This is a genomic window from Kineothrix sp. MSJ-39, from assembly GCF_018917935.1.
Classification (GTDB): domain Bacteria; phylum Bacillota; class Clostridia; order Lachnospirales; family Lachnospiraceae; genus CAG-194.
Window position 1 is genome coordinate 48,601 of the sequence record NZ_JAHLPN010000014.1, and the last position, 25,857, is coordinate 74,457.

General features: G+C 45.3%; 24 protein-coding genes and 1 other annotated feature. Of the genes, 3 read left to right on the plus strand and 21 right to left on the minus strand.

What is annotated here, in order from left to right:
• Positions 1-9: 9 nt before the first annotated feature.
• The 3 genes from KQI22_RS09845 to KQI22_RS09855 form a co-directional block, all read right to left on the minus strand.
• The gene (locus tag KQI22_RS09845; protein WP_216551904.1) at positions 10-1,911 is read right to left on the minus strand and encodes an ATP-binding protein; all 1,902 of its coding nucleotides are present in this window, start codon (positions 1,909-1,911) and stop codon (positions 10-12) included.
• A gap of 341 nt (positions 1,912-2,252) precedes the next feature.
• Complete coding sequence (locus tag KQI22_RS09850) at positions 2,253-3,248, minus strand: DnaJ C-terminal domain-containing protein (protein ID WP_216551905.1); 996 nt, start codon at positions 3,246-3,248, stop codon at positions 2,253-2,255.
• A 99-nt stretch (positions 3,249-3,347) separates the two neighbouring features.
• Positions 3,348-3,803, minus strand: a complete 456-nt coding sequence (locus KQI22_RS09855) for an Hsp20/alpha crystallin family protein (RefSeq protein ID WP_216551906.1) — start codon at positions 3,801-3,803, stop codon at positions 3,348-3,350.
• A gap of 245 nt (positions 3,804-4,048) precedes the next feature.
• Between KQI22_RS09855 and KQI22_RS09860 the strand changes: the two genes are divergently transcribed.
• Positions 4,049-5,425 (plus strand): sodium-dependent transporter, encoded by a 1,377-nt coding sequence (locus KQI22_RS09860; protein ID WP_216551907.1) that lies wholly within the window; start codon positions 4,049-4,051, stop codon positions 5,423-5,425.
• Between the two features lie 20 nt (positions 5,426-5,445).
• Here KQI22_RS09860 and KQI22_RS09865 read toward each other — a convergent pair whose 3' ends face one another.
• The 4 genes from KQI22_RS09865 to KQI22_RS09880 are packed head-to-tail and all read right to left on the minus strand — an operon-like array spanning position 5,446 to position 8,660.
• Positions 5,446-6,333: an alpha/beta hydrolase gene (locus tag KQI22_RS09865; protein ID WP_216551908.1), complete on the minus strand. Its 888-nt coding sequence runs from the start codon at positions 6,331-6,333 to the stop codon at positions 5,446-5,448.
• A 21-nt stretch (positions 6,334-6,354) separates the two neighbouring features.
• Positions 6,355-6,996 (minus strand): sce7726 family protein, encoded by a 642-nt coding sequence (locus KQI22_RS09870; protein ID WP_216551939.1) that lies wholly within the window; start codon positions 6,994-6,996, stop codon positions 6,355-6,357.
• Positions 6,983-7,246: a sporulation transcriptional regulator SpoIIID gene (gene spoIIID / locus KQI22_RS09875; protein WP_022003776.1), complete on the minus strand. Its 264-nt coding sequence runs from the start codon at positions 7,244-7,246 to the stop codon at positions 6,983-6,985. Before spoIIID ends, KQI22_RS09870 begins: the two co-directional genes overlap by 14 nt.
• 55 nt (positions 7,247-7,301) lie before the next feature.
• A complete protein-coding gene (locus tag KQI22_RS09880; RefSeq protein WP_216551909.1) occupies positions 7,302-8,660 on the minus strand; it encodes an MATE family efflux transporter in 1,359 nt (452 codons plus the stop codon).
• 162 nt (positions 8,661-8,822) lie between these two features.
• Between KQI22_RS09880 and KQI22_RS09885 the strand changes: the two genes are divergently transcribed.
• Complete coding sequence (locus KQI22_RS09885; RefSeq protein ID WP_216551910.1) at positions 8,823-10,598, plus strand: methyl-accepting chemotaxis protein; 1,776 nt, start codon at positions 8,823-8,825, stop codon at positions 10,596-10,598.
• 64 nt (positions 10,599-10,662) lie between these two features.
• On the opposite strand, the gene KQI22_RS09890 is transcribed toward KQI22_RS09885, so the two are convergent.
• From KQI22_RS09890 to tig, 4 genes are all read right to left on the minus strand, one after another.
• Positions 10,663-11,409: a YdcF family protein gene (locus tag KQI22_RS09890; protein ID WP_253293596.1), complete on the minus strand. Its 747-nt coding sequence runs from the start codon at positions 11,407-11,409 to the stop codon at positions 10,663-10,665.
• A gap of 31 nt (positions 11,410-11,440) precedes the next feature.
• The gene (locus tag KQI22_RS09895; RefSeq protein WP_216551911.1) at positions 11,441-11,827 is read right to left on the minus strand and encodes a CarD family transcriptional regulator; all 387 of its coding nucleotides are present in this window, start codon (positions 11,825-11,827) and stop codon (positions 11,441-11,443) included.
• Positions 11,828-11,888: 61 nt separating this feature from the next.
• Entirely contained in the window at positions 11,889-13,208 is a 1,320-nt protein-coding gene (locus KQI22_RS09900; RefSeq protein WP_216551912.1) for a C40 family peptidase, read from the minus strand.
• A 25-nt stretch (positions 13,209-13,233) separates the two neighbouring features.
• The gene (tig, locus tag KQI22_RS09905; RefSeq protein ID WP_216551913.1) at positions 13,234-14,511 is read right to left on the minus strand and encodes a trigger factor; all 1,278 of its coding nucleotides are present in this window, start codon (positions 14,509-14,511) and stop codon (positions 13,234-13,236) included.
• 174 nt (positions 14,512-14,685) lie between these two features.
• On the opposite strand from tig, the gene KQI22_RS09910 reads away from it, so the two are divergent.
• Positions 14,686-15,162: a hypothetical protein gene (locus tag KQI22_RS09910; RefSeq protein WP_216551914.1), complete on the plus strand. Its 477-nt coding sequence runs from the start codon at positions 14,686-14,688 to the stop codon at positions 15,160-15,162.
• A gap of 66 nt (positions 15,163-15,228) precedes the next feature.
• On the opposite strand, the gene KQI22_RS09915 is transcribed toward KQI22_RS09910, so the two are convergent.
• From KQI22_RS09915 to KQI22_RS09960, 10 genes are all read right to left on the minus strand, one after another.
• A complete protein-coding gene (locus tag KQI22_RS09915) occupies positions 15,229-15,504 on the minus strand; it encodes an HU family DNA-binding protein (RefSeq protein ID WP_022003783.1) in 276 nt (91 codons plus the stop codon).
• A gap of 137 nt (positions 15,505-15,641) precedes the next feature.
• Positions 15,642-16,142 (minus strand): MazG nucleotide pyrophosphohydrolase domain-containing protein, encoded by a 501-nt coding sequence (locus KQI22_RS09920; protein ID WP_216551915.1) that lies wholly within the window; start codon positions 16,140-16,142, stop codon positions 15,642-15,644.
• Between the two features lie 29 nt (positions 16,143-16,171).
• The gene (locus tag KQI22_RS09925; RefSeq protein ID WP_216551916.1) at positions 16,172-17,509 is read right to left on the minus strand and encodes a PEGA domain-containing protein; all 1,338 of its coding nucleotides are present in this window, start codon (positions 17,507-17,509) and stop codon (positions 16,172-16,174) included.
• Between the two features lie 99 nt (positions 17,510-17,608).
• Entirely contained in the window at positions 17,609-18,598 is a 990-nt protein-coding gene (locus KQI22_RS09930) for a hypothetical protein (protein WP_216551917.1), read from the minus strand.
• Positions 18,599-18,660: 62 nt separating this feature from the next.
• A complete protein-coding gene (locus KQI22_RS09935; protein WP_216551918.1) occupies positions 18,661-19,989 on the minus strand; it encodes a CCA tRNA nucleotidyltransferase in 1,329 nt (442 codons plus the stop codon).
• Between the two features lie 13 nt (positions 19,990-20,002).
• On the minus strand, positions 20,003-20,641 hold the full coding sequence (locus KQI22_RS09940) for a M48 family metallopeptidase (RefSeq protein ID WP_216551919.1): 639 nt from the start codon (positions 20,639-20,641) through the stop codon (positions 20,003-20,005).
• A 37-nt stretch (positions 20,642-20,678) separates the two neighbouring features.
• The gene (locus KQI22_RS09945; protein ID WP_216551920.1) at positions 20,679-21,050 is read right to left on the minus strand and encodes a hypothetical protein; all 372 of its coding nucleotides are present in this window, start codon (positions 21,048-21,050) and stop codon (positions 20,679-20,681) included.
• A gap of 39 nt (positions 21,051-21,089) precedes the next feature.
• Positions 21,090-22,286, minus strand: a complete 1,197-nt coding sequence (locus tag KQI22_RS09950; RefSeq protein ID WP_216551921.1) for an acetate/propionate family kinase — start codon at positions 22,284-22,286, stop codon at positions 21,090-21,092.
• 21 nt (positions 22,287-22,307) lie between these two features.
• Positions 22,308-23,741, minus strand: coding sequence for a proline--tRNA ligase (proS, locus tag KQI22_RS09955; RefSeq protein WP_216551922.1), 1,434 nt, complete (start codon positions 23,739-23,741; stop codon positions 22,308-22,310).
• 56 nt (positions 23,742-23,797) lie between these two features.
• Positions 23,798-23,992: a binding site (T-box leader), on the minus strand.
• Positions 23,993-24,039: 47 nt separating this feature from the next.
• Entirely contained in the window at positions 24,040-25,857 is a 1,818-nt protein-coding gene (locus KQI22_RS09960; protein ID WP_216551923.1) for an O-antigen ligase family protein, read from the minus strand.

Genomic DNA, 25,857 nt, shown 5'->3' on the forward strand with positions numbered 1-25,857 from the left:
CGCCCGCAATCAGCATTTCTTATACTGCAAAAGGGTCTGATACAAAAGCGGCGGATCGATCGGTTTTGGCAGGTGGCAGGTCATGCCTGCATGCAGGATCTCTTCTTTTTCTTCATCAAACGCATCCGCCGTCATGGCAATGATCGGAACCGTTCCCACATCCTTTCTGTTCAGCTCCCTGATCCGCTTTGTTGCCTCCATTCCATTCATGACAGGCATATGGACATCCATTAACACAATGTCATAAAAGGCTTCTGTGGATTCCGCAAATTTTGTGACTGCTTCCTGTCCGTTGTTTGCTACATATACCACGCAGGCAAACTGTTCCAGGATTGCTTTTGCCACATAGATATTCAGCTCGTTATCTTCCACCAGAAGAATGTGCATATCCTTCAATCCATCCTTACCGGTGCTGACCTCCTGCTCCTTTTTCGGTCTTTCGGCAAGTTCTACCGGCATTTCTATGACAAACTCCGTTCCCTTTCCCAGCTCACTCGTTACTTCAATCGTACCATTCATCGCTTCCACAAGGCTTTTTACGATCGGAAGTCCCAGCCCGGTTCCTCTTACAAGGTCTCCCAGTTCTGACCGCTCCTGTAAAAACGGATCATACATATGCTTCTGGAATTCTTTGCTCATACCGATCCCGTTATCACGGACATACATACGCATTCCGACTTTCCCGTCCGTTTCTCCCTCAAGCTGAAACCGTTCTGATATAAACTCGATCGTTCCGCCTGTCGGTGTAAACTTCGCCGCATTGGACAGCAGATTAAAGAAAATCTGTGAAAAGCGCAGTCTGTCCACTTTAATGCAGTCTATGCCACATCTCATATCAAATACAAAATTGATCTGTTTCTCATCGATCAGCGGCTTGATGACCGTCTGAATGGAATCCTGGAATTCCTCTCTGGTAAACGGCCCTTCATGCAGTGTCATTTCACCGTTTTCAATCTTACTCAGATCCAGTATGTCATTGATCAGTCCCAGCAGAAATTTACTGGAAGAATCTATTTTATTCAGATCATCCCGGATCGTCTGTATATTTTCTTCGCTCTTTGCCAGATGTGTCAGTCCTATGATCGCATTCATCGGTGTCCGGATATCATGGCTCATTCTGGATAAAAATTCTGTTTTTGCGTGCGCTGCGGCTTCTGCCTTATCCGCAGTCACTTTCAGTTCTTCATTCTTCTGTCGGATCTCCTGATACAAGGCTCTTCTGCACTGATCTTCGATCGCCACATCACACCAGACGTAAATGACAGCATAACTTGCATTGATAATGAGCCAGCCCGGATGTGCGAGCTGTACCCATGTAAAGGCTGCTGTGATGGCAAAAAATGTCGTAAGCAGAATGGCATGAAACCGAGGGGTGATCCGCTTCCAGTAGACAAGCACAAGCAGTAATCCCATACCGGAATACAGCATGATAGAGCCAACTCCGACCGACATAAATAATATGCCCCGTTCATATTCTATTGTTTTGGAGAGTTTAAAGAAAAGACCGGTAACCGGATTGCTGACCGCCAGACAGGCATAGCACAGATAAGGGATCAGCATAACAGATATTCCTTTTCGGAGCTTTCCGGGTGTATCATCCTGATGGATCAGAACGTATGCATACCCTACCCAGGTTGCTGCCAGCAAAGGCATACTGATCACATAGATCGTCATTGAAATCTCATAAAACCACCAGTTCTTCGCATCATTCATGGCGACTGACGATATGATATCGATCAGCGCACTTATCATACTGAAGATCAGAACCAGATAAAAGGCATCACTTCGGATGTCCTGCGGGATCTTCCCCGCCCTTTGTGTTAATTTTCGTTCTTTTCGCAGTCCATATTCCTTGATAAACATGATCAGGAAAACCGCTAATGCAAAAAAATCGGTCTCTACATGCCACATAATTTTTCCTCCGCAGCTTTTGCGCACGTGAACAGTTTCTACAAGTCTATCCCAACACAAAATTGACAAAAGTGTGCATTTTCTGTTGATTAAGTGGCATTCTCAAGATTTAAATAAACATCCTAAAAAATTAGGGAATCGTACAATATCCACATTGAACGATTCCCTATTCTGGATTATTCCAAGCATCATAACTATGATAGCTTATTACTTTCTACTCAGCTTCCCCATAATTCAGGACAGCGCTCTGTGGTGCTGTACTTCGTTCTTACCCTGTCCATATGGGTAAGATCATGACTTATTTCATACTTTACCACAGGAAAGTACATTTGTCGAGCAATTTATGAAGCAGCTTTTGCATATTCTGATAATTTTTGCTTTGCATCCGGTGTCAGATGTTTTGGTACATGGATCTGTATGACAGCATATTCGTCCCCTTTCTGAGACGGATTTTTCATCGATACGATTCCCTTGCCCTTCAATCTGATCTTTGTACCGGACTGTGTACCTTCTTTGATCTTACAGCTTACTTTACCGGTCAGTGTCGGTACGATCGCCTCACCGCCAAGAACCGCTGTTTCAAAAGGAATTTCCACTGTTGTATAGAGATCTGTTCCCTTTCGTTCAAATCCGGGCTTATCCTGCACTGTGACCTCAAGGAGCATATTTCCCGCCTGCCCGCCGTTCTGACCGGGCATTCCTTTTCCGCGCAGACGTATCTTCTGTCCGGAATCGATTCCTGCGGGAATGTGCACTTTCAGTGACTGCTGTGAACCGTCCGGCGAGCGGAAACTGATCACTTTATCCGCACCAAGTGCAGCCTCCTCAAAGGTAACATCCACCTTTGCCAGAACATCTTCCCCTTCTCTGCTGCGCCTTGCACGTCCTCTGTGGCCAAAAATATTCTCTTCCTGATCTGCTCCACCGAAGTGGAACCCGCCAAAGCCTTTTCCCTGTCCGAAAATGCCATCAAAAATATCATCCAGATCTTCTCCGGTATAATGGAATTCCTGATAGCCGCCGGAACCGCCTCCAAAGTGGAAAGAACCGCCTCCAAAGCCGGAACCTGCCTGCTGCCCATATCCACCGGTGCCTGCGCCTCCACCTTCTTCAAAAGCCGCATGCCCGAACTGATCGTATAATTTCTTCTTTTCTTTATCGCTTAATACATTATAGGCTTCTGTAACTTCCTTAAATTTTTCCTCCGCAGCCGGATTATCTTTATTCATATCCGGATGGTATTTTTTTGCCATTTTTCTGTAGGCTTTTTTTATGGAAGCTTCATCCGCATTTCTGTCAATTCCAAGCACTTCATAATAATCACGCTTGCCAGCCATTCTTTTCACCTTCTTTTCCGTTCATTCCGCTTTATTTCATACTATACACCGGGTTCTCGTCATGCATAAATGCCCCGGATCACTCCGGGGCATTTGTTGTTATCCTTCGATCGCAACGTATTTCTTTTCTTCAACAGGTTTTTCCGGTTCTTTCGGAATGAAGAGTTTCAAAATACCATGCTGGAAAGAAGCCTTGATATCATCCTGGCTGATTCCTTCGCCCACATAAAAGCTACGTTCGCACGCACCGGCATAACGCTCACGACGGATGTATTTGCCGGATTTCTTATCCTTCTCATCCTCATCAAGACCTCTTGCTGCACTGATGGTCAGATAACCGTTCTCAACGCTTGCTTTGATCTCATCTTTCTTAAATCCCGGAAGATCCATTTCAAGTTCATATCCGTTTTCTACTTCTTTCACATCTGTACTCATCACATTTTTTGCCCTGTGTCCGTACAGCTTCTTTTCTACATTGTCGTAATCCTTACTAAACCAAGGATCCTCGAAGAAATCTCCAAATAAATCATTACTAAAAATGCTAGGCATTAACATAAGTCATCCATCCTTTCTATATTGAAACCATTTGTTTTAAAGTTAGAGCAGAACCGGAAGCTTCGGAACTTTCTTTCCTTTTGTTCCTCTTCCTTTGTTCTATAACTGTTATAACACCTAGCATTAGCACTGTCAAGAGGTGAGTGCTAATTTTTTGTGAAGATTTTGTGAACTCTTCGGAATTGCATTTTTGTGCAGTATATGCTACGCTTAGATTTATCTTGTAAAGAGGGAGTTTAATTATAATGAATCATTCAAATGACAAAAAAAGAAGCACTTTTTCCGGAAAGATCGGTTTTGTACTGTCCGCTGCGGGCGCATCTGTCGGGCTTGGAAACATCTGGCGTTTCCCTTATCTGGCATCCAAATACGGCGGCGGTATTTTTCTTCTGATCTATATTCTGCTGGCACTTACCTTCGGTTATACGATGATTGTGGCAGAAAGTTCACTCGGCCGTATGACGCGGCGAAGCCCTGTCGGCGCTTTTCAGTCTTTTGGGCAAACCCGCCTGCGTTCCCTGGGTGGCTGGCTCAATGCCATTATCCCGCTGCTGATCGTTCCTTATTATTCCGTGATCGGCGGATGGGTCATCAAATATCTGTTCAGCTATCTGACAGGGCATGGACAGCAGCTTGCAGCGGACGGTTATTTCTCTTCCTTTATCTCTGACGGATTCACAACAGAACTGTGCTTTATCATTTTCTGTTTTATCACACTGGCAATTATTTTTGCAGGTGTACGCAACGGCATAGAGCGTGTTTCCAAATTTATGATGCCTGTACTCGTGATCTTATCTGTCATCATTACGATTTATTCTGTCACAAGACCGGGCGCGCTCAAAGGTGTTTCCTATTTTCTTGTTCCAAACATCCGGCATTTTTCCTGGATGACCGTTGTAACGGCCATGGGACAGATGTTTTATTCGCTTTCGATTTCCATGGGTATTCTGATCACATTCGGTTCTTATATGAAGAAAGATGTTTCTATAGAAGAATCTACCGAAAATGTAGAAATTTTTGATACGGCGATCGCCATGATCGCGGGACTGATGATCATTCCTGCGGTATTTGCCTTTTCGGGCGGTGATCCTGATACGCTACAGGCAGGTCCTTCCCTGATGTTCATTACACTGCCAAAGGTATTTGCCAGCATGGGCTTTGGTACTGTTGCAGGCATGTTATTTTTCCTGCTTGTGCTTTTCGCTGCGATCACCAGCTCCATTGCGCTGACAGAAAGCGTTGTATCTACTTTTGAGGATGAATTTGGCTGGTCACGAAAGAAGGGAACCATTTTACTTGGCATCATCATGCTTCTGCTTGGCAGTCTTTCCTGCCTTGGCTATGGCCCGCTCAGCAGTGTAAAGATCCTTGGTATGCAGTTCCTTGATTTCTTTGACTTCCTGACAAACTCTGTCATGATGCCAATCGCGGCTGTTGCAACCTGTCTGTTCATCACAAAGGTTGTCGGTCTGAAACACGTTGAAGAAGAAGTAACAGAAAACGGCGGAAAATTCCGCCGCAAAAAAGTATTTTATATTATGATCCGGTATCTGTGTCCGATCTTTGCTGTGATCATTCTGATCAGTTCCATTGCCAATGCATTTGGCTGGATCTCCATGTAAGAAAAATCAGCCGGCGACAATCAGAGGTAGCTTTGAAAGAATCTACATTCTTCATCGTTACAGATTGTCGCCATTTTTGATCTCAGATTCAGATGAAACACATGTCCAAGCTGTTCATCTGCAGCTTTGTAAAACCGGTAAACAAACGGTACATTTTCTTCTGTCAGTTTTCCGGCAAATTCCGGTGCTTCCATTTTCAAGAAATCATCCGGTGCTGTCATCAGATAGGTCGGTGGAAAATCCGCCGTCACATGATAGACCGGCGAGATCAGCCAGAGTTCTTCCTTTGTTCCGCCGCCCGGCATATAATCTGCTATCAGTCTGCTCGTCAGATCTTCCGGCTTTTCCTCGCATTTCATGCTTGCGATCCCATTATTGAGTGCGATCGCCCGCAGCGTGATGTCCGGCAGTTGCAATGAAAAATGCTTTGCAAATGCAGGATTGGTACAGATCGCCGCATAGACCGCAAGGCAGTTTGCACCTGCAGAATCCCCAACTGCAAATATGTGCGCCGTGTCCATAAAGTAGTCTGCGCCATGCTCCTTTACCCATGTAAATACCAGATTGGTATCTTCAAACGGTACAGGAAACTGAAACTCCGGTGCCAGACGATAGGTAAAATTCACAACCGTAAACCCACGTCTTGCCAGATCCATGCAATAATACTGGTAACGCTCCTTGTCGCCATATACCCAGCCACCGCCGTGTACGCTGACAATAACGGGCAGTTTCTTTCCTTCCACTACTGCTTTCTGCGGGCAGTACACATCCAGCTTCTGCCATATTTCATCCGTTCCATATAAAATATCGTCAAAGCGCATGATATCCGCGGGTGTTGTCAGTCCCGCGTCACGTTTTTCATCCGCCTGCCCAAACTCTTTTCTTACCTGATCACTGTATGTTGACATCTTTTTCTCCTGTATTCTGTCTTATTCCGAAGGGCGCAGCTTCCTTCTCCGTTTTTTGGTACGTCTGCGCGGTTTCTGGTGATTCGCTGCCCGGAAGGCATTGATCTCTTCGAGTATGGTTGTGTAGTCCCGCTCAAACAATTCCTGACTGATCAACTGCTGCAGAACGGGCGCAGGCACCTTCTCGATGATCTTTTCCCTGACAAATGCCTTGCTCCGCTCTTTATAGGCTGGCATCTGCGTCTGCTGCTGGATATGCACAAGCTCCGGCCGCCACAAAAGCTCCAGCTTTTTCTCCATCTCCATTTTGATGTTCAGATGTGGTTTCCGCAGCACGTAAAAATCGATTTCATCGCCCACCGGCTCTACCGTGATGATCCCCCAATGCGCCGGTACATGCTCCTCAATGTGTGCTGCATGGGAAGAACCAACCACCACATAATTGTAATCAAAATACCTGTCATAGTCTTTTGTCTGCCCGGCAAGTCTTGCATAGGTATCCGCATCACTCTTGATCTCAATCCCCACAACGCCGTCGGGCAGCACCATGATAATATCCGCACGTGACTTTGTAATGCGAATCTCTTCTAAGATCCGCATCTTTCCGTACTGCTGCTCCAGAAAGGAAAACAGCGGTTCTCTGATATCCTTATCGTAAAGTATGATGTTCTCTTGCATATTTTTCCTTTGTAGCCATACCACCACGGATGTGACGCTCCGACTTGTTGACGTCAAGCACCTTTCTTGCTTCCCCTGCAAGTGCGTGGTTAATGGCGGGTAACCTTTCTGTTACGTCCTTATGTACCGTAGATTTGCTCACGCCGAACGCTTTGGCTGTCTGTCTGACGGTTGCATTGTGCTCCACGATATAGTTTGCAATACTGATTGCTCTTTCTTCAATATATTCTTTCAAAGGAAATCCCCTTAAACTTTTTTACAGTTTATGCATGGGATTTCACAAGTATGTCTTAGATCCGGCTCTTTGGCATCACTTTCCGAAACTGCACAATAAAGTACACAATCTCCGCAATCGCTGTCAGGGTCCAGGAGAACGGATACAGCAGATACAGGGACGGGATCGTATGGAAATGGGCAAATATCGTGTATACCCAGATGATACGGAATACACAGGAGCCAAGCATGACGATGATCATCGGACCGATGCTCTTTCCCAGACCGCGGGAGGCAGCAATGGTGCAGTCCATAAAGGCGGAAATGCTGTACGCAAATGCCATGATCTTAATCCGCTCCATGCCTGCATCGATCACCGCACGGTCGGTTGCAAACGCCCGCAGGAAATATCTGCCGCCAAAGAACAGACATGCGCCAAGGAAAAGTCCGATCAGGAAGGAGTAAGTCAGTGCTACCAGATAGGTTTTCTTCATCCGTTCCCTGTTGCCTGCGCCGCGGTTCTGGCTCATAAAACTGGCGCAGCCCGTGTAAAAGGCGGACATGACATTGAAGATGATGGCATCCGCATTCGTTGCTGCTGCATTGCCAGAAACCATGATCGTGTAGAAATAGTTGACACCGCGCTGTACAAATAAGTTAGCCAGTGCAAATATCGCATTCTGCATTCCCGTTGGAATACCCATAAGTAAAATGCCCTTTGCCACATCTTTATGGAACTTTATTTTGGGAATCTGCAATCTGCAGACATCCCTGCGTTTTAAGAGATTACGCATCACAAGCAGCATGGAAACATACTGCGCGATCGCACTTGCAATGGCAACACCCGCCGCTGCCAGATGAAAGCCGATCACAAAGATCAGATTCATAATAATATTCAGTACACCGGCGACCGCCAGATAGATCAGTGGGCTCTTGGTATCTCCTTTCGCGCTCAATACACCATTACCAAAGTTGTAAACAGCCATGGCTGGCATACCCAGTGCGTAAATCTTCAGATAAAGAACTGCTGCATCGATCAGATCACTTTTGGTATGCAGTGCCTGCAGCATCGGACGTGCAAACAGAATACAGAAAACGCCGATCACAATACCGATCGCCGCGCAGATCAGAAGTGCTGTATGGATCGTTTTTTCAACCGTTTTATCATCCTTTGCCCCAAGTCCGAGTGCCACCTGTACATTCACACCGCTTCCCATTCCGATCAGAAAACCGGTAAATAATGTTACAAGTATGGTAGTGGAACCCACTGCTCCCAGTGCTCTGTAGTCCGCAAACTGCCCTACAACAGCTACATCACTTAAATTAAACATAACCTCCAGAAGCTGCGCCAGCACCAGAGGCATACTAAACAGAAATATATTTTTCCACAGACTGCCCTGTGTCATATCCATTGCTTTTTTTTCTTTTTGTTTCATTATCAGCTCGTTCCCATCAGAAATATTCTTATTGCAAACAATCGAATTATAGCACATCTGGGTGAATTTAGTTATTATTAAGAAAAATTTCGTATCTGTTTTTTCCAAATCATGCTATACTATGCACGGACAATTAAATACTATATCGTTAGGAGGCCTATCATGAAAAAGCAGCGTTCTATCGCGGCAAGATTGACCCTGACATTTACTGCGATCGTAGTACTGAGCTGTGCGCTTTTGGTTACCACATCTCTTACTATCTTCACAAAGGTCAATACTGTCGTAGAGGAAATCCGTTATAATGATGTCCTGAACGAAAATGTGAAATCCGAGGTACAATCCGGTATTTCCATCGTCCAGTCTTATTATGACAGGGAACAGGCAGGGGAACTAACAGAGGAAGAGGCACAAAATTTTGCCAAGGATGCCCTACGGGCTATCCGGTATAATGACGATCAGGGTGGCTATATCTGGATCGACAATACGGATGGAGATCTCGTCATGCATCCGATCTTACCTGAACAAGAGGGCGATAACCGTTTGAATCTGGAGGACTGTAATGGTGTTATGATCATTCAGGAAATCCTGAAAACAGCGGAAAACGGTGGGGGATTCAACCATTTTGTTTTTACAAAAGCAGATGGCGTAACAGAAGCGGAAAAGGTTGCATACAGTGAAGAATTCGATGCATGGGGCTGGATCCTGACATCCGGTTGTTATCTTGATGACATTCAGGCGCATATGGATACCACGCAGATTGACAGTCTGTTTGACCAGAGCGCAGTTGCCATGATCCTGGAAAGTCTTGTTCTGATCATTATTATGATCCTTCTGACGATCTATATAGTCAGAAAGCTTATGAAGAGTCTTGGTCTGATCAGTAACAGTCTTGATCAGTTATCTCAGGGTAATCTTACATATACCTTTGAAGACAAAATGATGCAGCGCACGGATGAAATCGGTACGATGGTACATCACACAAGCAATGCGATCCAGAATCTGCGAAAGATCGTAGAAGAAGGTATGCATACTTCCGATGATGTCAACTCTGCAAGCAATGAAATGATGGAGGCTGCTCATACAGTTGCCGATACGACGGATCAGATCAGTCAGGCAATCGAAAGTGTTGCTACGGAAGCAACCGAGCAGGCGGATTCCATTTCTGATGTCATGCAGAATATCAATTCCATGCAGGAAGGCACAACCCAGATACAGGATTCCGTCAATGACATCGGTTCCTGCGCACGTCAGTTACAGGAAAGCTCAAACGGTATGCGCCACGATCTGCAGGAAATGCAAAAGGGTAGCTCCGATATGACAGAGCAGGTACACAACATTGCTGAAAAGATTGACAGTACCAACAAAACGATCGGCAGGATGTCCGATATACTGAACAGTATCGAAGAAATTGCAGATCAGACAAAACTGCTGAGTCTGAATGCTTCTATTGAAGCAGCCCGGGCAGGAGAATCCGGACGCGGTTTTGCGGTTGTAGCAGAAAGCATCAAGGGCTTATCCGAAAATACATCGAGCGAACTTTCCAATATCAAGGAAATTATCGATAACCTTGTAAAAAATTTCGCAGAATGTACAGAATGTATTGATAAAGTCGTGGAAAGTAATGCAGCAAGTATCTCTGATTCCAACGAAGTGATCCAGGCTTTCCATAAGCTGGATGAACAGATTGCCATTACCGGCAATAAGGCAGATACCATTCATACAGTGGTTCAGGGTTCCATTACGGCGATCAATGCGATATCCGATCAGATCACCGATATTGCACATGGTGCAGAGAGTGCAGCTGCTGCTTCCGAAGAAGTAACAGCCTCTGTAGAAGAACTTCGTGCACTCATGCAGACAATGGATTCCCACACGGAAAAACTGCATGAGAAAGCCGACAATCTGAACCAGACATTAAACACATTCTCTATTTCATAAAATGATACAAAAAAGACGTGGAACATGAATTTTCATGCTCACACGTCTTTTTTTGTTCCTGTCTTTAATCCAGCAGCACCATCTTGAGCCATCCGAAAAATTCCCGCAGCATATTATTGGCAAGATATTTTCCAGATGAAGGAGCCGCAATCCCGACCGCCTGTGTCATTCCCTGTCTTTTTGCGATCTGCATGGCGCGGTACAGATGAAAATTATTCGTGACAATACCGAGAGAAGCACCATCGGGGATCAGCTTTCTGGAAAACTCCATATTCTGCTGGGTTGTTTTCGACTGATCCTCCAGCAGGATCCTGTCTGCTGTGATCCCGTTCTGCTCCAGATAACGTGCCATTCCTTCTGCTTCCGTCATCGGCTCGTTATAGCCCTGTCCGCCAGAAACAATACAGATCGTTTCTGGGTTTTCCTTTAGATAGTCGATCGCTGTATCCAGCCTGTACTGCAGTACCAGACTCGGCCCGTCTGCATACACCTGCGATCCTAACACAAGCAGATAGGAAAGTCCTTTTTCTCCTTTTTCCTGAAAACTTCCTAAGATCAATCCTTCTACAATAACGAAAAGGATCACGCCTGCTGCCAGCAGACCTCCCATTATCACACGCAATATGCGCGGGATCCTCTGCAGCACACCTTTTTGCAGCAGGATTCCCACAATAAACAGGCAGATACCGCTCAGGATCCACACCATAAAAAATGCAGTTCCCGAACCTGCTGCCCTGACAAAAATACCGTATACGATACAAATGATGGCAAGTATGGAACATACCGCCATCATAATCTTTCCTTTTTTCATATTGTCTGCCTCCGGCCGAAATACCGGACTTCTACTTTCCAGTCCCGATCCCGGCAAGTACAAATTCAACTTCACCCTTCAAATACAGCTCTTTTCGCTTGTCCAGTGGCAACGTATCTGCCATGGTGTAATCCAGCTGCCATGCGAAATCGCCCGGCTCACTGACTTCTTCCTCCTGCTCTCCAAGATCCATATTCCATTCTTCTCTGCGTTTTTCCGCTTCTTCTTTTGTGATGAGCTCCCGCAGCTGCACCTCGTGATTCTCTACCGGAATGTAAGCCACCTTATCTTTCCTGTAAACACTGCGCAGCACATAATAACCGAGTTCCTGTTTATTTTTAGTTGCAAGACGGGCAATGTCTTCTATAAAACATACACCCATCTCTTCATCATAGATATAAGTCTTTTTTTCAAACATCTATTTCCCTCTGTCCTGTAACAAACTCTTTTATACTGTCCTCATCTGTCAGCCGTATGATCTAAGATACACGTCTGACCGACAAAATGGTACGATATGTCGCATAGCCATATGTAATACCGGTTCTTTCCGTGCTGGCATGCACGATCTGTCCATTGCCCAGATATAAAGCAACATGTCCTGCATAACAGATGATATCACCAGGCTGTGCATTGGCATAAGAGACTTCCGTTCCGCAGCTTCTCTGGCTGTAGGAATCACGCGGCAGCGAAATACCGAAGTGTGCATAAACAGCCTGCGTAAAACCGGAACAGTCTGTTCCGTTTGTCAGGGAAGTACCACCAAACTTGTACGGATTACCAACGAAATTGCACGCATAATTTGCAGCCTGCTGTCCAACACCGGATCCACCTGTCACAGCACCTGCACCCGCATTCATGCTATCCGTTCCCTTGCTGTCATTTCCGGTATCTACCGTTCCCGGATCTGTTGTCTGTGAATCATCACCCGTATCCACCTGTGCGGGATCGTCTCCTGTGGTCTGCTGCGACTCGTTTCCGGTATCTACTGTCGGTGTCTGATTTGCCTGCTGCTGTTGCTGCTTTCTTTCCTGCTCCTGCTTCTTTTTAGCTTCTTCTTCCTTTTTCTTCTTTGCCGCAGCTTCTTCCTCAAGCTTTTTGATCTGTGCTGTCTGGTCCTCCAGCTGTTGCTTGTAAGTTGCAGCCTTCTTCTTGGCGGAAGCAAGCTGTGCATCAAAATTGGCTACCGTCTTTTTCTGTTCATCAACCAACGTCTGCAATGCTGCTTCTTCCTGCTGCAATTCATAATTGGATGCCTGCAGATCTGCTTCCTCATCTTCCAGTCTGCCCTTCAGCTCCGCTACCTGATTTTTACTCTCGACATAATCGGACAGAAGCTGTTTATCATATTCATACAGACTTTCAATGTAATCTGCTTTATTAACCATATCCGCATAATTCTGGGATTCTAAAAGCACCTGCAGATAAGCACTGTCTCCCTGTTCATACATGAACTGGATCCGTTTTTTCATAGAAGCATACTGATCGTCTTCTTTTTTCTGGGCATCCTCATAGTCCTTTTTTGCCTGCTCGATCTCTTTTTCCTTGACCGCAATCTCATCCTGGCAGATATCAATACTGGTCAGGATATCCACAAGCTGGTCACTGAGCTGATCCAGCTCTTCCTGTGCCTGCGCCTGATTACTCTGGATCGCAGTGATCTGCTGATTTACACTGTTCAGATTATTCTGTGTCTTCTGTTGTTCTTTCTTCACACCCGAAATAGTAGTTGCCCGGACGGGAACTACTATTTCCATAACCATGATCAAACTAAGCAGGATACAGCATACTCTCTTTTGCATCTTTTCACCAATTTCCTATGAATGTTTATTCTTCTGTTTCAGCTTCAATATCTGTTTCAGTAGTATCTGTCAGTGCAGCATCTTCTCCTGAAACGGTTTCTTCCTCCTGCAGCTCTTCTTCCACATCTTCCTCTGCAGTATCTGCTGTTGCAGAATCTGTCTCTGTAATAGAGATCGGATCATTTTCTACAATTGTAACCTGATCGATCAGATATTCATTGACACGATCTGAAAGTACATAATCATAATAAGCACCCTGACCGATCGCAGAAAGAAGTGCATCTGCGGAGTCATATCCGTAGTCACTGTACTCAGCTTCTGCCGCTGCCTTAATATCCTCATCGGAAAGACTGATGCCTGCTTTCTTGGCGATGGCAGCAATCGCAAGCTTCTCTTTTGCGGATTCCGCTGCGGATTCCGCTGTCTGTTTCTCATATTCTTCCTCTGTCAGACCCATATAATTTGTAATAAAGGTTGCCAGATCTACATTATAATAATCTGCATAGGACTGTGCGTTCGCAGCAATACGTGTCTTGATATCATCCACAAGTTCCTGCGGTGCATCGGATACTTCACAGGTTGCATAAACCGCATCCCATACAGCACTCTTCTTTGCGTCACTGTTTTTTTCATCACAGGCGTTTTTCAGATAATCTTCCACATTCTGTCTGTAGGCATCCACCGTATCATATCCGAGATTCAGGCTTGCGATCAGTGCATCATTGACCTCAGGCATCTTACCTTCATCAATAGAATTGATTTTTACTTCAAAAACAACTGCTGCGCCTGCCAGATCCGCATTGGAATAATTCTCCGGGAATGTCAGATCCAGATTGACTGTTTCTCCTACTGCATGTCCGATCAGACCATCTTCGAATCCATCGATAAATTTACCGGAACCGATCTTCAGATGTGCGCCCTGTGCTGTACCGCCGTCAAAAGCAACGCCATCCTTTGTTCCTGTATAGTCAATATTGACTGTATCTCCTGTTTCTACGGTCTGCTTATCTGTTGCTGTGTAATCATAAGCATCCATATATTCCACATAGTAATTGATCTCTTTGTCAAACTGGGCATCTACGTCTGCATCGGTATAAGTATACACATCTGTATTTACCGTAATACCTTCATAATCACCGAGCTTCACATAATCATCCGTGTTGTAGTCCTTCGTAGAGATAATACCGTTTCCGGAAACCTCTGTTGTATCCTGACTCTGTCCTTCGTCCTTGGAAGAACCACAGGCGGTCAAAGCTGTCACCATGCAGGCTGCCAGCATAATTGTTAAAATTTTCTTTTTCATAATTTTTCTCCTTTTCTGCACTTCGCGCTTATTATTCTACCACATTTCGGGAGAAGGGGAAACTCTACGACAAAAATTCATAAAGAATTCATAACTTACGCAGGGCTGCTATTGCGCTGAAAGCAAAAGAATGTTACAATATTTTCTAGTTTTTAGCACCCTAAGGAGGATAAGATGAGCACACTTAGTATTGTACTTCTGGTCATTCTTGCGGTTCTGATCATAGTTATCGCTGTTCTCTATTTTCTGGGCAAAAAAGCACAGAAAAAGCAGGCAGAGCAGCAGGAGCAGATGGAAGCTGCCAAGCAGACCGTCTCCATGCTGATCATTGATAAGAAACGTATGAAGATTAAAGATTCAGGGCTCCCACAGATGGTGATCGATCAGACCCCCAAGCTTATGCGCGGTTCCAAACTGCCGATCGTAAAAGCCAAGATTGGTCCACAGATCATGTCACTTGTATGTGATGAAAAGATTTTCGACAAGGTTCCTGTCAAGAAAGAGGTAAAAGCATCCGTCAGCGGTATTTACATTCTTGATGTCAAAGGACTCCGTGGAAACAAACAGGCAGAGCCACCAAAGAAGCAGGGCGTATTCAAACGTGCCTGGGCTATGGCAAAAGAAAAAGCCGGCGTAAAACCGGTCAAATAAAAAAGAAAAAATAAATGGGATATATGATATCATATATCCCATTTATCTTTTCATGTTCAATTTGAATTAAGCGTTTACTAAATCCTTTAAAGCCTTACCAGCTTTGAACTTAGGAGCTTTAGAAGCAGCGATCTTCATAACTTCACCGCTCTGAGGATTTCTTCCTTCTCTTGCAGCTCTTTCAGATACTTCAAAAGTACCGAAACCTACTAACTGAACCTTTCCACCGTTCTTTAATTCGTCAGAAACAACATCTGTGAATGCCTTTAAAGCTGCTTCTGCGTCTTTCTTTGATAATCCAGCCTGTTCAGCCATAGCTGCTACTAATTCTGCTTTGTTCATTTGAACTCCTCCTCTTACTGAGTATTGTTTTTTGTTTCATTTGACTTTTCTCTCAGAAAATGCCTAATACTATTTATATCCTTTTTTAGATTCTTTGTCAAGGCGAAAATGCCCTTTTTTAGCCATTTCCAAAGTTTTTACAAGCTGAGAAGCCGGTCTAGTATCCGCACCAGTTTTTTCCTTCGTTTTTTACGGCGTGGTTCCTCCCTGTACGTCATCTGCTGCTTTTCCCATGCTTTGATCTGGCTCCATTCCTTTAAGGGTTGTCCGTCCGGCGCCGTGATCGTTTCACCGAATACATGTGGATGGCGGCGTATCATTTTCCGGCTGATGTCCTCCACCACATCTTCAACCGTAAAATATCCCTCTTCTTCTGCCAGACGGGACTGCAGCATCACCTGCAGCAGCAGATCTCCCAGTTCTTCCCGCAGGGCGTCCGGATTCTGCTCCTTTTCCAGAAGTTCAATGGCATCAACCGTTTCTGCCGCTTCCTCCAGCACACAGATCCGCATGCTGCCATGTGTCTGCTTTCTGTCCCATGGACAGCCATCCTCCGAACGGAGAGCTGCCACGATCTCCTTCAGATCTGTAAAATCTCTTTTTTCTTTCTCCAAATAGTCCGGTCGTTCCTTCAGCATTTTTTCTCCTTTTCCGTCATGCCCGGTTCTTATTGCATGCCCGCCAGTGCAGCATCTGCTGCAGCCTTTGCTGCATCTATCGCCGCCGTGGATGACTCCAGTTCAGAGAATGAATAATGCACATCCTTCTCGCTGTCGTCCACCTGCAGGGAATAGCTTCTGGTGATATAACCGCTCTTTCGGATAGACACCGTATAAGAACCACTCTTTTTATCAAAGCTGGTCGGAATCAGTCCAATGTATTTACCGTCCACGTAAAGCTCTCCGCCCTGTGGCGCATCAATGTATACCTGATAACCGCTGCTGCTTGCTGTAACGGTGTTACTGCTGACAGAAGATGTATCCGTATCACCGGATCCCTTCTCCATCTCGATATTGATATTTGCCATTTCGTCCCCGACTTTGATATATTGCGTGATCGTCTTATAGCCTTCCGCTTTGCAGGTCATCTGATGAATGCCATATGGCAGATATACCACTTCGCTGTAATCTGTATCCATTCCGTCGATCGTCAGATACGCCGTCTGCGGAGAAATGGTAAATACGATCCCGCCTTTTTTATTTTCTTCCGTCTGGGCAAGATCCGATACATCCACCTGTATTTCCTCATTCGCCTTTACTTCTACCTGCTTCGTTCCCACATTGCTGCCATGGGAGATCAGCATATCATAACTGCCCTCCGGGATGACCAGCAGCATGTCCTTTTCCACCTTTTTAATGATGGATTGTCCAAATTCCACCCAGCCGCCTTCAAAGGCATCTGCTCCAAGCAGTCTGACATAACCATGTCCGTTTGTGATCACAATGCTTTCTATGCTGTGATCAACACGTGTTATCCGCAGCGTATCCACCGCATTGATATCCATCAGCGTCAATACTTTTCCCTGCGATAACACAACACAGCCCGCAGGAAGCGTAAATTGCTCGCCGCCGATCTCCATAGTATGTGCAGCATGATTAATGCTGAAATTTTTGACCTGCTCTGTCACCACTGCTGTATCATCCAGCCAGATATTTTTGCACTTTTTGGCATCCTTCTGAAACGTCACCTGTACCAGATCACCACTCTGCAGTTGTCCTGCGACAAGTTCTTCTCCATGTCGGCTCTTGATCCCTGTTGCATGATCATAGCTGAGCGTATAGCTCTTTTGTACCGTACTGTTCCAGAAAGTGATATAGCCGCCTTCCTGATCCACTTTTTCTACCACTGCCGTATCCAGACTGTCTGCCAGATCAGCATAGGCATTGTCTGCACTGACTGTTTCTGTTGTGATCTGTTCTGTTGTTCCTGTCTGCGTAGCTGCATTGCCACAGCCGCAAAGTAAGAAAAGCAGCAGGATACTTGCTGCTTTTTGTATTTTCTTCATCATTTGATCCTCTTGCATTCCGGTGTTACTTATTTTCAATCATTCACGCAGATCCGTATTTCGTACGCCTCTGCCTGCGCGACTACAGTATAACACATTTTATCTGCACCTTTCCAGCCATTTGTTCAGGAAGAGCTGCCTTTCCTCTTCCCGTTGCTCAAAGGCAACCAGTTTTTCCTGCTGTCTGTGCGGTGGAAGCGATTTTCTTCTGTTCAGATATCCATTGGCAACCTTCCAGAATTTTTCAGGATACAGAAATCTCGCATATAAATAACAATATTCCGCATGCTCTACCGGCGTAACTGCTGCATAAGCATCTATCATCCGATCTGCCAGCGCAGCAGACCAGTGATTTTTCTCCAGTATCTTCCGCATAAAGAAGTAGACATCCTTCATCTGCAGATGGGCACCCAGCTTCTCAAAATTGCGGAAGGTCATTGTTTTCCCCTGCAAAATGATGATATTGTGCTGGTTCATGTCACCATGCACATACATTTCTTCTGCCAGTTGTTTCTGTTCCAGAGCCTGCAGACAGGCTTCATCCAGAAAGGACTGTGCCAGCTTGGTCTGCTGCCAGTAGCACTCGTAAGCCCGCAGAAACATGAGTGAGAACTCATCCTTTCTGGGCAGCCGCCTCATGAAATTGCGTGCTCTTACAAGCTCCGCATCCTTCCGCTTAAAATCCTCTAAAAGCCGGTCAGCCTGATAAGGCTGCTGGGCCTGCAAATGCCGCATAGCCATATGCAGCTTTGCCATACACTGCATGGCTTCGATGCACTGCCGCTCCTGCGTGACATTACATTCGTATCCGTCCAGATATTGTTTTGCAATATAATTCTGCCCCTCATAATCGCTGCAGTATAGCTCTCCCTCCGTGGTTGGCAGAATGTGATCCAGCTTTCCGTCAAATTTCTGCGCGATCTGTTCCATTCTTTCACGCACAAAAAGAAGACGATCTACAGATCCCGCATACTCCGTCAATGCGATCTCACCCTGCGGCGTTGTCGCAATGAGCATGCCCCGTCCCTTTCTCGTCTTCTCTATTTCCAGATCATATTTTTCAAATAATGTAACCGCTCTGTCGTTCACGCTTTTTCCCTCCATAAGACGATGCTGTGCATCTGCCCTTACCTATCTTATGAAGGCGGTATTTAAAAAATGCCCTTTGAAACAATATCCAGCAGTTTTTCTTTCGTATTGAGCTGCGGCTCCTCCAGTACTCTGTCCAAAAGACCGGAAAGTGTCTGTCCGATCGCAGGTCCCGGCGTGATACCTGCGGCGATCAGATCCTTACCGGATACGGCAAGCTTTTTTAAAGAAAAGCAGTTGTCCGCTGCTTTCACTTCTTCGTAAACCTTCCGCAGTCTGGCAAGTTCTTCCAGTTTTTCATCTCTCTTGTAGGTGCTCTGTGCCATAACATCCGCACGCTTTACTTCCAACAGGAGCAGAAAGATCTCCTCTCCGAGATCACAAAGGGCTCTTCTGACATATTTTGCCTGCGGTATGATCTTTCTGTCATGATTTTTTACCAGCTTCGTTACTTTTCCGATCGTGTCATTATCAAATTTCAGGCGCTGCAGGATCTCCTTTGCCATTTTGGCGGATAGCTCCGCATGGCCGTGAAAATGATCGATCCCTTCCGCATCTGTTGTCTTTTTAGCGGGTTTTCCCATATCATGAAACAGCATCGTAAGGCGCAACACCTTATCCGCCGGTACTTCTTCCATGGCACGGATCGTATGCATTCCTACCGAATAAAGGTGATGCAGATTTTTCTGTTCCGTTTCCATCATCCTGTCAAATTCGGGCATGATCACCTTTGTAATACCTGTTTCATACAGGATCTTCATATGCCCCGGATGATCACTGACAAGCAGCTTGACAAGTTCTACCTGGATCCGTTCCGCACTGATCTTCGTCAGCGTATCTGACAGCCGGCGCATCGCAGCTTCTGTTTCTTCCTCGATCGTATAACCAAGCTGTGCTGCAAAGCGGACTGCCCGCATGATCCTGAGTGCATCTTCCGAAAACCGCTTCTCCGGTTCTCCGACTGCACGGATCACGCCTTTTTGCAGATCCTGCTGCCCTTCAAAGGCATCTACCAACCCCTTGCTGTCATTGTATGCCATCGCATTGATCGTAAAATCACGTCTTTTCAGATCCTCGATCAGACTCGGTGTAAATACCACCTGCTTCGGATGCCTGCCATCCTCATACTCGCCGTCGATCCGATAAGTTGTCACCTCATAACCAACATGATGACACATGACCGTAACAGTGCCATGCTTGATCCCTGTATCGATCGTATGTGGAAAAAGCGCCTTTACCTGCTCCGGTAACGCGCTTGTCGTAATATCCCAGTCATTGGGTGTTCTCGAAAGCAGACTGTCTCTGATACAACCACCTACGGCGTATGCTTCAAAGCCCGCTTTTTCAATTTTATGGATAATAAATGCCACATCCTGTGGTAATACGATCATATGCTTTCCTTTTCTATAATTCCAGTGTATGCCCGTTGTCCTTCAGCCACTTCCGCTGCTGCTTATAATCGGGCATCAGGGATTCCACAAGTGCCCAGAACCGCGGTGAATGGTTCATCTCCCTGAGATGGCAGATTTCATGTACCACCACATAATCAAGCACCTTCGGCGGTGCCAGCATCAGCTTCCAGTTAAAAGACAGCGTCTTATTGGAAGAACAGCTTCCCCACCTTGTCTTCTGCCCGGCAATACGGATCCTGTCATAAGAAACACCCAGAAGATAAGCATAATACGCTGCTCTTTTGGGGAAATATTCTTTTGCCGCTTCTCTGTAACGCTTTTCCAAAGCACTTCTCTGCTCCTGTGTATAACGACTGTCTCTCTGCGCTTCTCTTTTCTGCGCTTCCTCCAGCCTTTGCCGCTGCAGCAGTACCTTTTCGATGATCCAGCCACGCTTTTCTTCTGCCATTCTGGCTGCTTCCCTTACACTTCCTGAAAGTGGCAGATGCAGTATCACTTTGCCCGTCGCTTCTATTGAAATGCCATAGCTTTTGCGGTCAGACCATTTCAGTGTACACACAATATTTTCCTTGTGCGGATATGGCTCGCGCAGGTGATAATGCAGCGTATATGTCTGTTCTGAATTTTTCATTCTGATCACCCTCTGATACATGGCAGATCCCACCGGTCTATTTTTCTGCCCGGTTTTGCTCTCTTTCGCATGCCCGCTTGTACATTTCATCATACTGCCTGTACATTTTCTGAACACCGTTCTCCAGCAGGTAATAATGCATGATATAGGGAACAAGCAATACAAGCAGTGCAATAAACAAAGCTACCAGCCCGGGCTGAAACGCAAATACCAGCGCAAAAAAAGTAGCAAATGCTAACAGCGCAAACGTCAGTGTCACCAGAAGGTGCACAAGCCGCTCATGCATAAAGAAAGTTAGCTGCAGCTTATGCTCCTCCATGATCTTTTCATAATCTTCTTCATTTTTGCCTGCATCATCTGCCAAAAGCTGATCGATGTAGGCCATATACTTTAATATTCTTTCCTTCATAAAACCGCCTCCCGGTTATACAAAGCCCATGTGCATAAATTATTTCACAAGACGCGCTGTCTCTCTTGCGATAGCAAGCTCTTCATCAGTCGGTACAACATATACCTTTGTTGTGCTGTCCAGTGTAGAAATTTCTACTTCTTCGCCGCGTTTCTTGTTTGCTTCTGCATTAATAGTTACCCCAAGATAACCTAAATAGCTGCAGACTTCAGCTCTGGCATCCACATTGTTTTCACCGACACCGGCTGTAAAGGCGATCACATCAACACCATTCATGGCTGCGGCATAAGCACCTACGTATTTTGCTACATGATATGCCCATGTCTTCAGCGCGACATCTGCCTTTTCATTGCCGTCCGCTGCTGCCTGCGCCAGATCACGGAAATCGCTTGAAACACCGCCTGACAGACCAAGTACACCTGATTTCTTATTACAGATGTTAATGATCTCATCGGCTGTTTTTCCTTCTTTATCTGCCAGGAAACTAACGATCGCCGGATCAATGTCACCACTTCTTGTACCCATGATCAGACCTTCGAGTGGTGTCAGACCCATGGAAGTGTCCACACATTTTCCGTTCTTCACTGCTGAAACTGATGCACCATTTCCCAGATGGCAAACGATGATCTTCAGATCTTCGCGTTTCTTGCCCATGATCTCTGCCACACGGTTGCTGACGAAATCATGACTTGTACCATGGAAACCATAGCGTCTTACTTTGTATTTTTCATAATATTCATATGGAAGTCCGTATAAATAGGCTTTCTTAGGCATTGTCTGGTGGAAAGCAGTATCAAAAACCGCTACCATTGGTACGTCCGGCATAATTTCCTTGCAGGAATTGATACCGATCAGGTTTGCCGGATTGTGAAGCGGTGCCAGATCATTGCAGTCCTCAATCGCTTTCATGACTTCTGCATCGATCACTACACTGCTTGCAAACTTCTCACCGCCATGTACGATACGGTGTCCGACTGCATCGATCTCTGCCAGAGATTTTACGACGCCAACCTTTTCATCTGTCAGTTTTTCAATGACTGCTGCAACTGCCTGCGTATGTGTCGGCATTGCGATCTCAGTCTTTACTTTTTCTCCGCCCTTTGGCTGATGTGTGATACAGCTTCCGTCAATTCCGATTCTCTCGCAAAGTCCTTTTGCAAGCACTTCTTCGCTTTCGCTGTTGATGAGCTGATATTTCAGTGATGAGCTGCCACAGTTGATTACTAAAATGTTCATTTTTCCATCTCCCTTTTTATTTTAGTATGCACGTCCCCAATAAACCATTTTTGTAGCAGGTTTGCCACAGCATACGCAGGTGTCTGCAATATGTTCCTGCTCAAATGGCATACAACGGCTTGTTACACTCAGTTTTTCCTTGATCGCATCTTCACATGCCTGATCGCCGCACCACATTGCTTTTACAAAACCGGATTTTTCTGCAAAGAGTTTTTCAAACTCTTCCATATTTTTAGCTGTGTAAGTATGTGCATCACGATGTGCTCTTGCATGCTCCAGCATATCCTTCTGGATCTGCTCAAGCAGCTCTGCAACCTTTGTTTCCAGATCATCTAAAGAGCACTCGATCTTTTCTCTTGTATCACGACGGACCAGAACACACTTGTTGGCTTCCATATCCTTCGGGCCGATCTCAACACGAACCGGAATACCTCTCATTTCGCATTCAGCGAATTTCCAGCCCGGACTCTTATCTGTATCATCTACTTTTACACGGAAGTTGGATTTCAGACGGTCACGCAGCTCATATGCCTTATCCAGGACACCTTCTGCCTGCTGGCGGATCGGAATGATGCAGACCTGTGTCGGGGCAACTCTCGGCGGAAGCACCAGTCCGTTGTCATCTCCATGTACCATAATGATCGCACCGATCAGTCTTGTTGTCATACCCCAGGATGTCTGATGTACATACTGCAGCTGGTTATTTTTATCTGTATACTGGATACCAAAGGCTTTTGCAAATCCATCGCCAAAGTTGTGGCTTGTACCGGACTGCAGGGCTTTTCCATCGTGCATCAGTGCTTCGATCGTATAAGTAGCTGTTGCACCGGCAAATTTTTCCTTATCTGTCTTGCGTCCCTTGATGACCGGAATTGCCAGAACCTGTTCACAGAAATCTGCATATACATTCAGCATCTGGATCGTTCTTGCTTCTGCTTCTTCCTCTGTCGCATGTGCGGTATGACCTTCCTGCCATAAGAACTCACGGCTTCTCAGGAACGGTCTTGTTTCCTTCTCCCAACGTACAACGGAACACCACTGGTTATATACCTTTGGCAGATCACGATAAGAATGGATCTCATTTTTATAGAAATCACAGAATAAAGTCTCGGATGTCGGTCTGACACACAGTCTTTCCTGCAGTGGCTGCAGTCCGCCATGTGTTACCCATGCAACTTCCGGTGCAAAACCTTCTACATGATCTTTTTCCTTCTGTAATAAACTCTCCGGAATAAACATCGGAAGATATACATTTTCTACGCCTGTTTCCTTAAATCTTGCATCCAGCTGGCTCTGGATCAGCTCCCAGATCGCATATCCTGCCGGTTTGATTACCATACATCCTTTTACGCTTGTGTAGTCGATCAGCTCTGCTTTCTTAACTACATCTGTGTACCACTGCGCAAAATCCACATCCATCGCAGTGATCGCTTCTACCATTTTCTTGTCTGCCATTTTTCTTTTCCTTTCTTTTCTCCACATTCATAAGGGGTGGTACGCCTCTTCCGTCCCATAGGGACCGGAATTCCGGCGGTACCACCCCACTTAGTGTCTGACACTCTGCTTTTTTACCCATAACGCCGGGCTGCGCCTGCTTTCACAGGAAGCTCCGAGGCAGGTTCCGCTCTGCTGCGTAAGGATCTCTCACCAATGATCCTCTCTCTTTGACGTGCGCTGACCGTACTAATCCTCTTCTCAGCCTGATTAAATCTTTATTTCTCCTGCATTTTCGCAGAACAATTCTAAACTGATTTTAGGAAACTGGACGAGCTTTGTCAAGTGTTGGCTTTACATTTTTCACAAACACTCCAAGCAGTACCCAGTACAGCGGTGCCAGAACAACCATGGAATCATTGGCAATGCCGGTGAAAAGATAAAAGACAATAAGACACTCTATACCCTCCACATATGTATGATCCGTTTGCTTCTCCACACCTTTTTTTAAATTCCTGTATCGTTTCCTTCTATATTTTATGCCAGCTCCTATTGGCAGGCATAAGAAGAATACAAGTGATAACACGCCCGTCTGCACAGCAATCTGCAAATACATGCAGTGTGGCTTTGTTATAATTTCAGAGAAAAAACCATATCCCTGTGCTGCTCTTGCTACATAATCGTTTTGCGGAAACTGCAGCATAAACGTATCCGGTCCGCTTCCGATCAAAATCTTGTTTTTCAGAAGCGGTATTGTCCTGCTCCATATGTATCCTCGATCCGTAAACCAATGCTCTTTCCCTTTAAAGCCTACTGAAGGGGCGCTTATCATCTCATCCGGTTTTCCCCATATATTAATATATGTATACTGATCATCTACCACATCCGTAAAAAGCCACCGTATATCATTATGAAAAACTGCCATATAGGGAACTCCATCTTTATAATAGCACTGCAGATAAATATCCTGTCCCTCCATTGTTTCGGGCCAACAGATCTGTCTTTTTTCATCTGATACAAGTTCCAGTTCTGAACCGTCTTTGGCAAAAACGTGTGGATATAACGATTTACCCTCTTTTTCCATGCAAAGCGCATACGTTTCTCCATCCCAGATGATAGAAATGTGATCCCTGTACACCCGGATATCGGTCAGTTTATCCGTTTTTTCCTGCAAATCAAGAGATTCCGTTATTCTTTGTATTGTGTGCACGCCAAAGGCACTATCATAAATAAAGTATCCACATCCAATTACAGCACTTACGGCCAGTAAATATAATACTTGTTTGCTTTGTTTCCGGAACAAAGCTTCTGCTACACGCCAGATCATTACTGCGATCATACACAAAATTGCACTTTTGGATCCGCTTCCTATCAGACACACTAACGAAAGCACAGACGCTGCCGCTGCATAAATGCGTTTTTTCCCCTCCCATTTTTCAAACAAAAAGATCCCCAGCAACAGGATCATTGCAAAATAAATGCCTGCATAATTGGAATTGTACAAAGTCCCACTTACCCGCTGGTAGCTCTCGCCCATGAATCCAAACACCATATGCCCGGCCAGTTCTTTATACTGATGACCCACAATTATGTTTCGGAACAGGGATGTGCTTAATATTTCTCCGCCTAAAATCTCTACTATACCAAATACACTTTGCAATATCCCTGCTGTCAGCATTGTCATACAGATACATTCCATATCCTTCTCACTTTGAACAACGATATAACTGTATACTGCCACAATCACATAAGCAAGCAGTACCCACATTCCCTCATACTGCTCTATTATACCGTGCAGAGCAACGTCCTTTGATTTTGAAAAGATTGCAGATAAAATAACAACGATTCCATAACCACAAAGAGGAAGCAGGTATTTTACGTTACCTGCTTTCTCATTGCGTATCAAAATACGATCTATGATATTCAAAATCATGATAACCGCTATAACGAAAAGTACAACATTTTTTCCGTACAGAAAAAAGTCCGCTCTCCTGTTCATACTCTCCGGAAGCCATGAAAGATCACCCAGACTCGTATTTCTTATATGAAGCTTTACTATAAACGGAAGCAACAGGATTACCCCCATGATTGGGAGTAAATCCTTGTTCCATGTTTTTTGTTTCTTTTGTTTCTTCAT

Excerpts from the sequence above, each read along its gene's own strand:
- KQI22_RS09880 (WP_216551909.1), bottom strand. The coding sequence starts at position 8,660 with ATGAAACAAAAAGAAAAAAAAGCAATGGATATGACACAGGGCAGTCTG.
- KQI22_RS09855 (WP_216551906.1), bottom strand. The coding sequence starts at position 3,803 with ATGTTAATGCCTAGCATTTTTAGTAATGATTTATTTGGAGATTTCTTC.
- KQI22_RS09910 (WP_216551914.1), top strand. The coding sequence starts at position 14,686 with ATGAGCACACTTAGTATTGTACTTCTGGTCATTCTTGCGGTTCTGATC.
- KQI22_RS09925 (WP_216551916.1), bottom strand. The coding sequence starts at position 17,509 with ATGAAGAAAATACAAAAAGCAGCAAGTATCCTGCTGCTTTTCTTACTT.
- KQI22_RS09850 (WP_216551905.1), bottom strand. The coding sequence starts at position 3,248 with ATGGCTGGCAAGCGTGATTATTATGAAGTGCTTGGAATTGACAGAAAT.
- KQI22_RS09845 (WP_216551904.1), bottom strand. The coding sequence starts at position 1,911 with ATGTGGCATGTAGAGACCGATTTTTTTGCATTAGCGGTTTTCCTGATC.
- KQI22_RS09935 (WP_216551918.1), bottom strand. The coding sequence starts at position 19,989 with ATGATCGTATTACCACAGGATGTGGCATTTATTATCCATAAAATTGAA.
- KQI22_RS09895 (WP_216551911.1), bottom strand. The coding sequence starts at position 11,827 with ATGTTTGAAAAAAAGACTTATATCTATGATGAAGAGATGGGTGTATGT.
- KQI22_RS09940 (WP_216551919.1), bottom strand. The coding sequence starts at position 20,641 with ATGAAAAATTCAGAACAGACATATACGCTGCATTATCACCTGCGCGAG.
- KQI22_RS09865 (WP_216551908.1), bottom strand. The coding sequence starts at position 6,333 with ATGTCAACATACAGTGATCAGGTAAGAAAAGAGTTTGGGCAGGCGGAT.
- KQI22_RS09890 (WP_253293596.1), bottom strand. The coding sequence starts at position 11,409 with ATGAAAAAAGGAAAGATTATGATGGCGGTATGTTCCATACTTGCCATC.
- KQI22_RS09860 (WP_216551907.1), top strand. The coding sequence starts at position 4,049 with ATGAATCATTCAAATGACAAAAAAAGAAGCACTTTTTCCGGAAAGATC.
- tig (WP_216551913.1), bottom strand. The coding sequence starts at position 14,511 with ATGAAAAAGAAAATTTTAACAATTATGCTGGCAGCCTGCATGGTGACA.
- KQI22_RS09945 (WP_216551920.1), bottom strand. The coding sequence starts at position 21,050 with ATGAAGGAAAGAATATTAAAGTATATGGCCTACATCGATCAGCTTTTG.
- KQI22_RS09960 (WP_216551923.1), bottom strand. The coding sequence starts at position 25,857 with ATGAAGAAACAAAAGAAACAAAAAACATGGAACAAGGATTTACTCCCA.
- KQI22_RS09915 (WP_022003783.1), bottom strand. The coding sequence starts at position 15,504 with ATGAACAAAGCAGAATTAGTAGCAGCTATGGCTGAACAGGCTGGATTA.
- KQI22_RS09920 (WP_216551915.1), bottom strand. The coding sequence starts at position 16,142 with ATGCTGAAGGAACGACCGGACTATTTGGAGAAAGAAAAAAGAGATTTT.
- KQI22_RS09885 (WP_216551910.1), top strand. The coding sequence starts at position 8,823 with ATGAAAAAGCAGCGTTCTATCGCGGCAAGATTGACCCTGACATTTACT.
- KQI22_RS09950 (WP_216551921.1), bottom strand. The coding sequence starts at position 22,286 with ATGAACATTTTAGTAATCAACTGTGGCAGCTCATCACTGAAATATCAG.
- KQI22_RS09900 (WP_216551912.1), bottom strand. The coding sequence starts at position 13,208 with ATGCAAAAGAGAGTATGCTGTATCCTGCTTAGTTTGATCATGGTTATG.
- proS (WP_216551922.1), bottom strand. The coding sequence starts at position 23,741 with ATGGCAGACAAGAAAATGGTAGAAGCGATCACTGCGATGGATGTGGAT.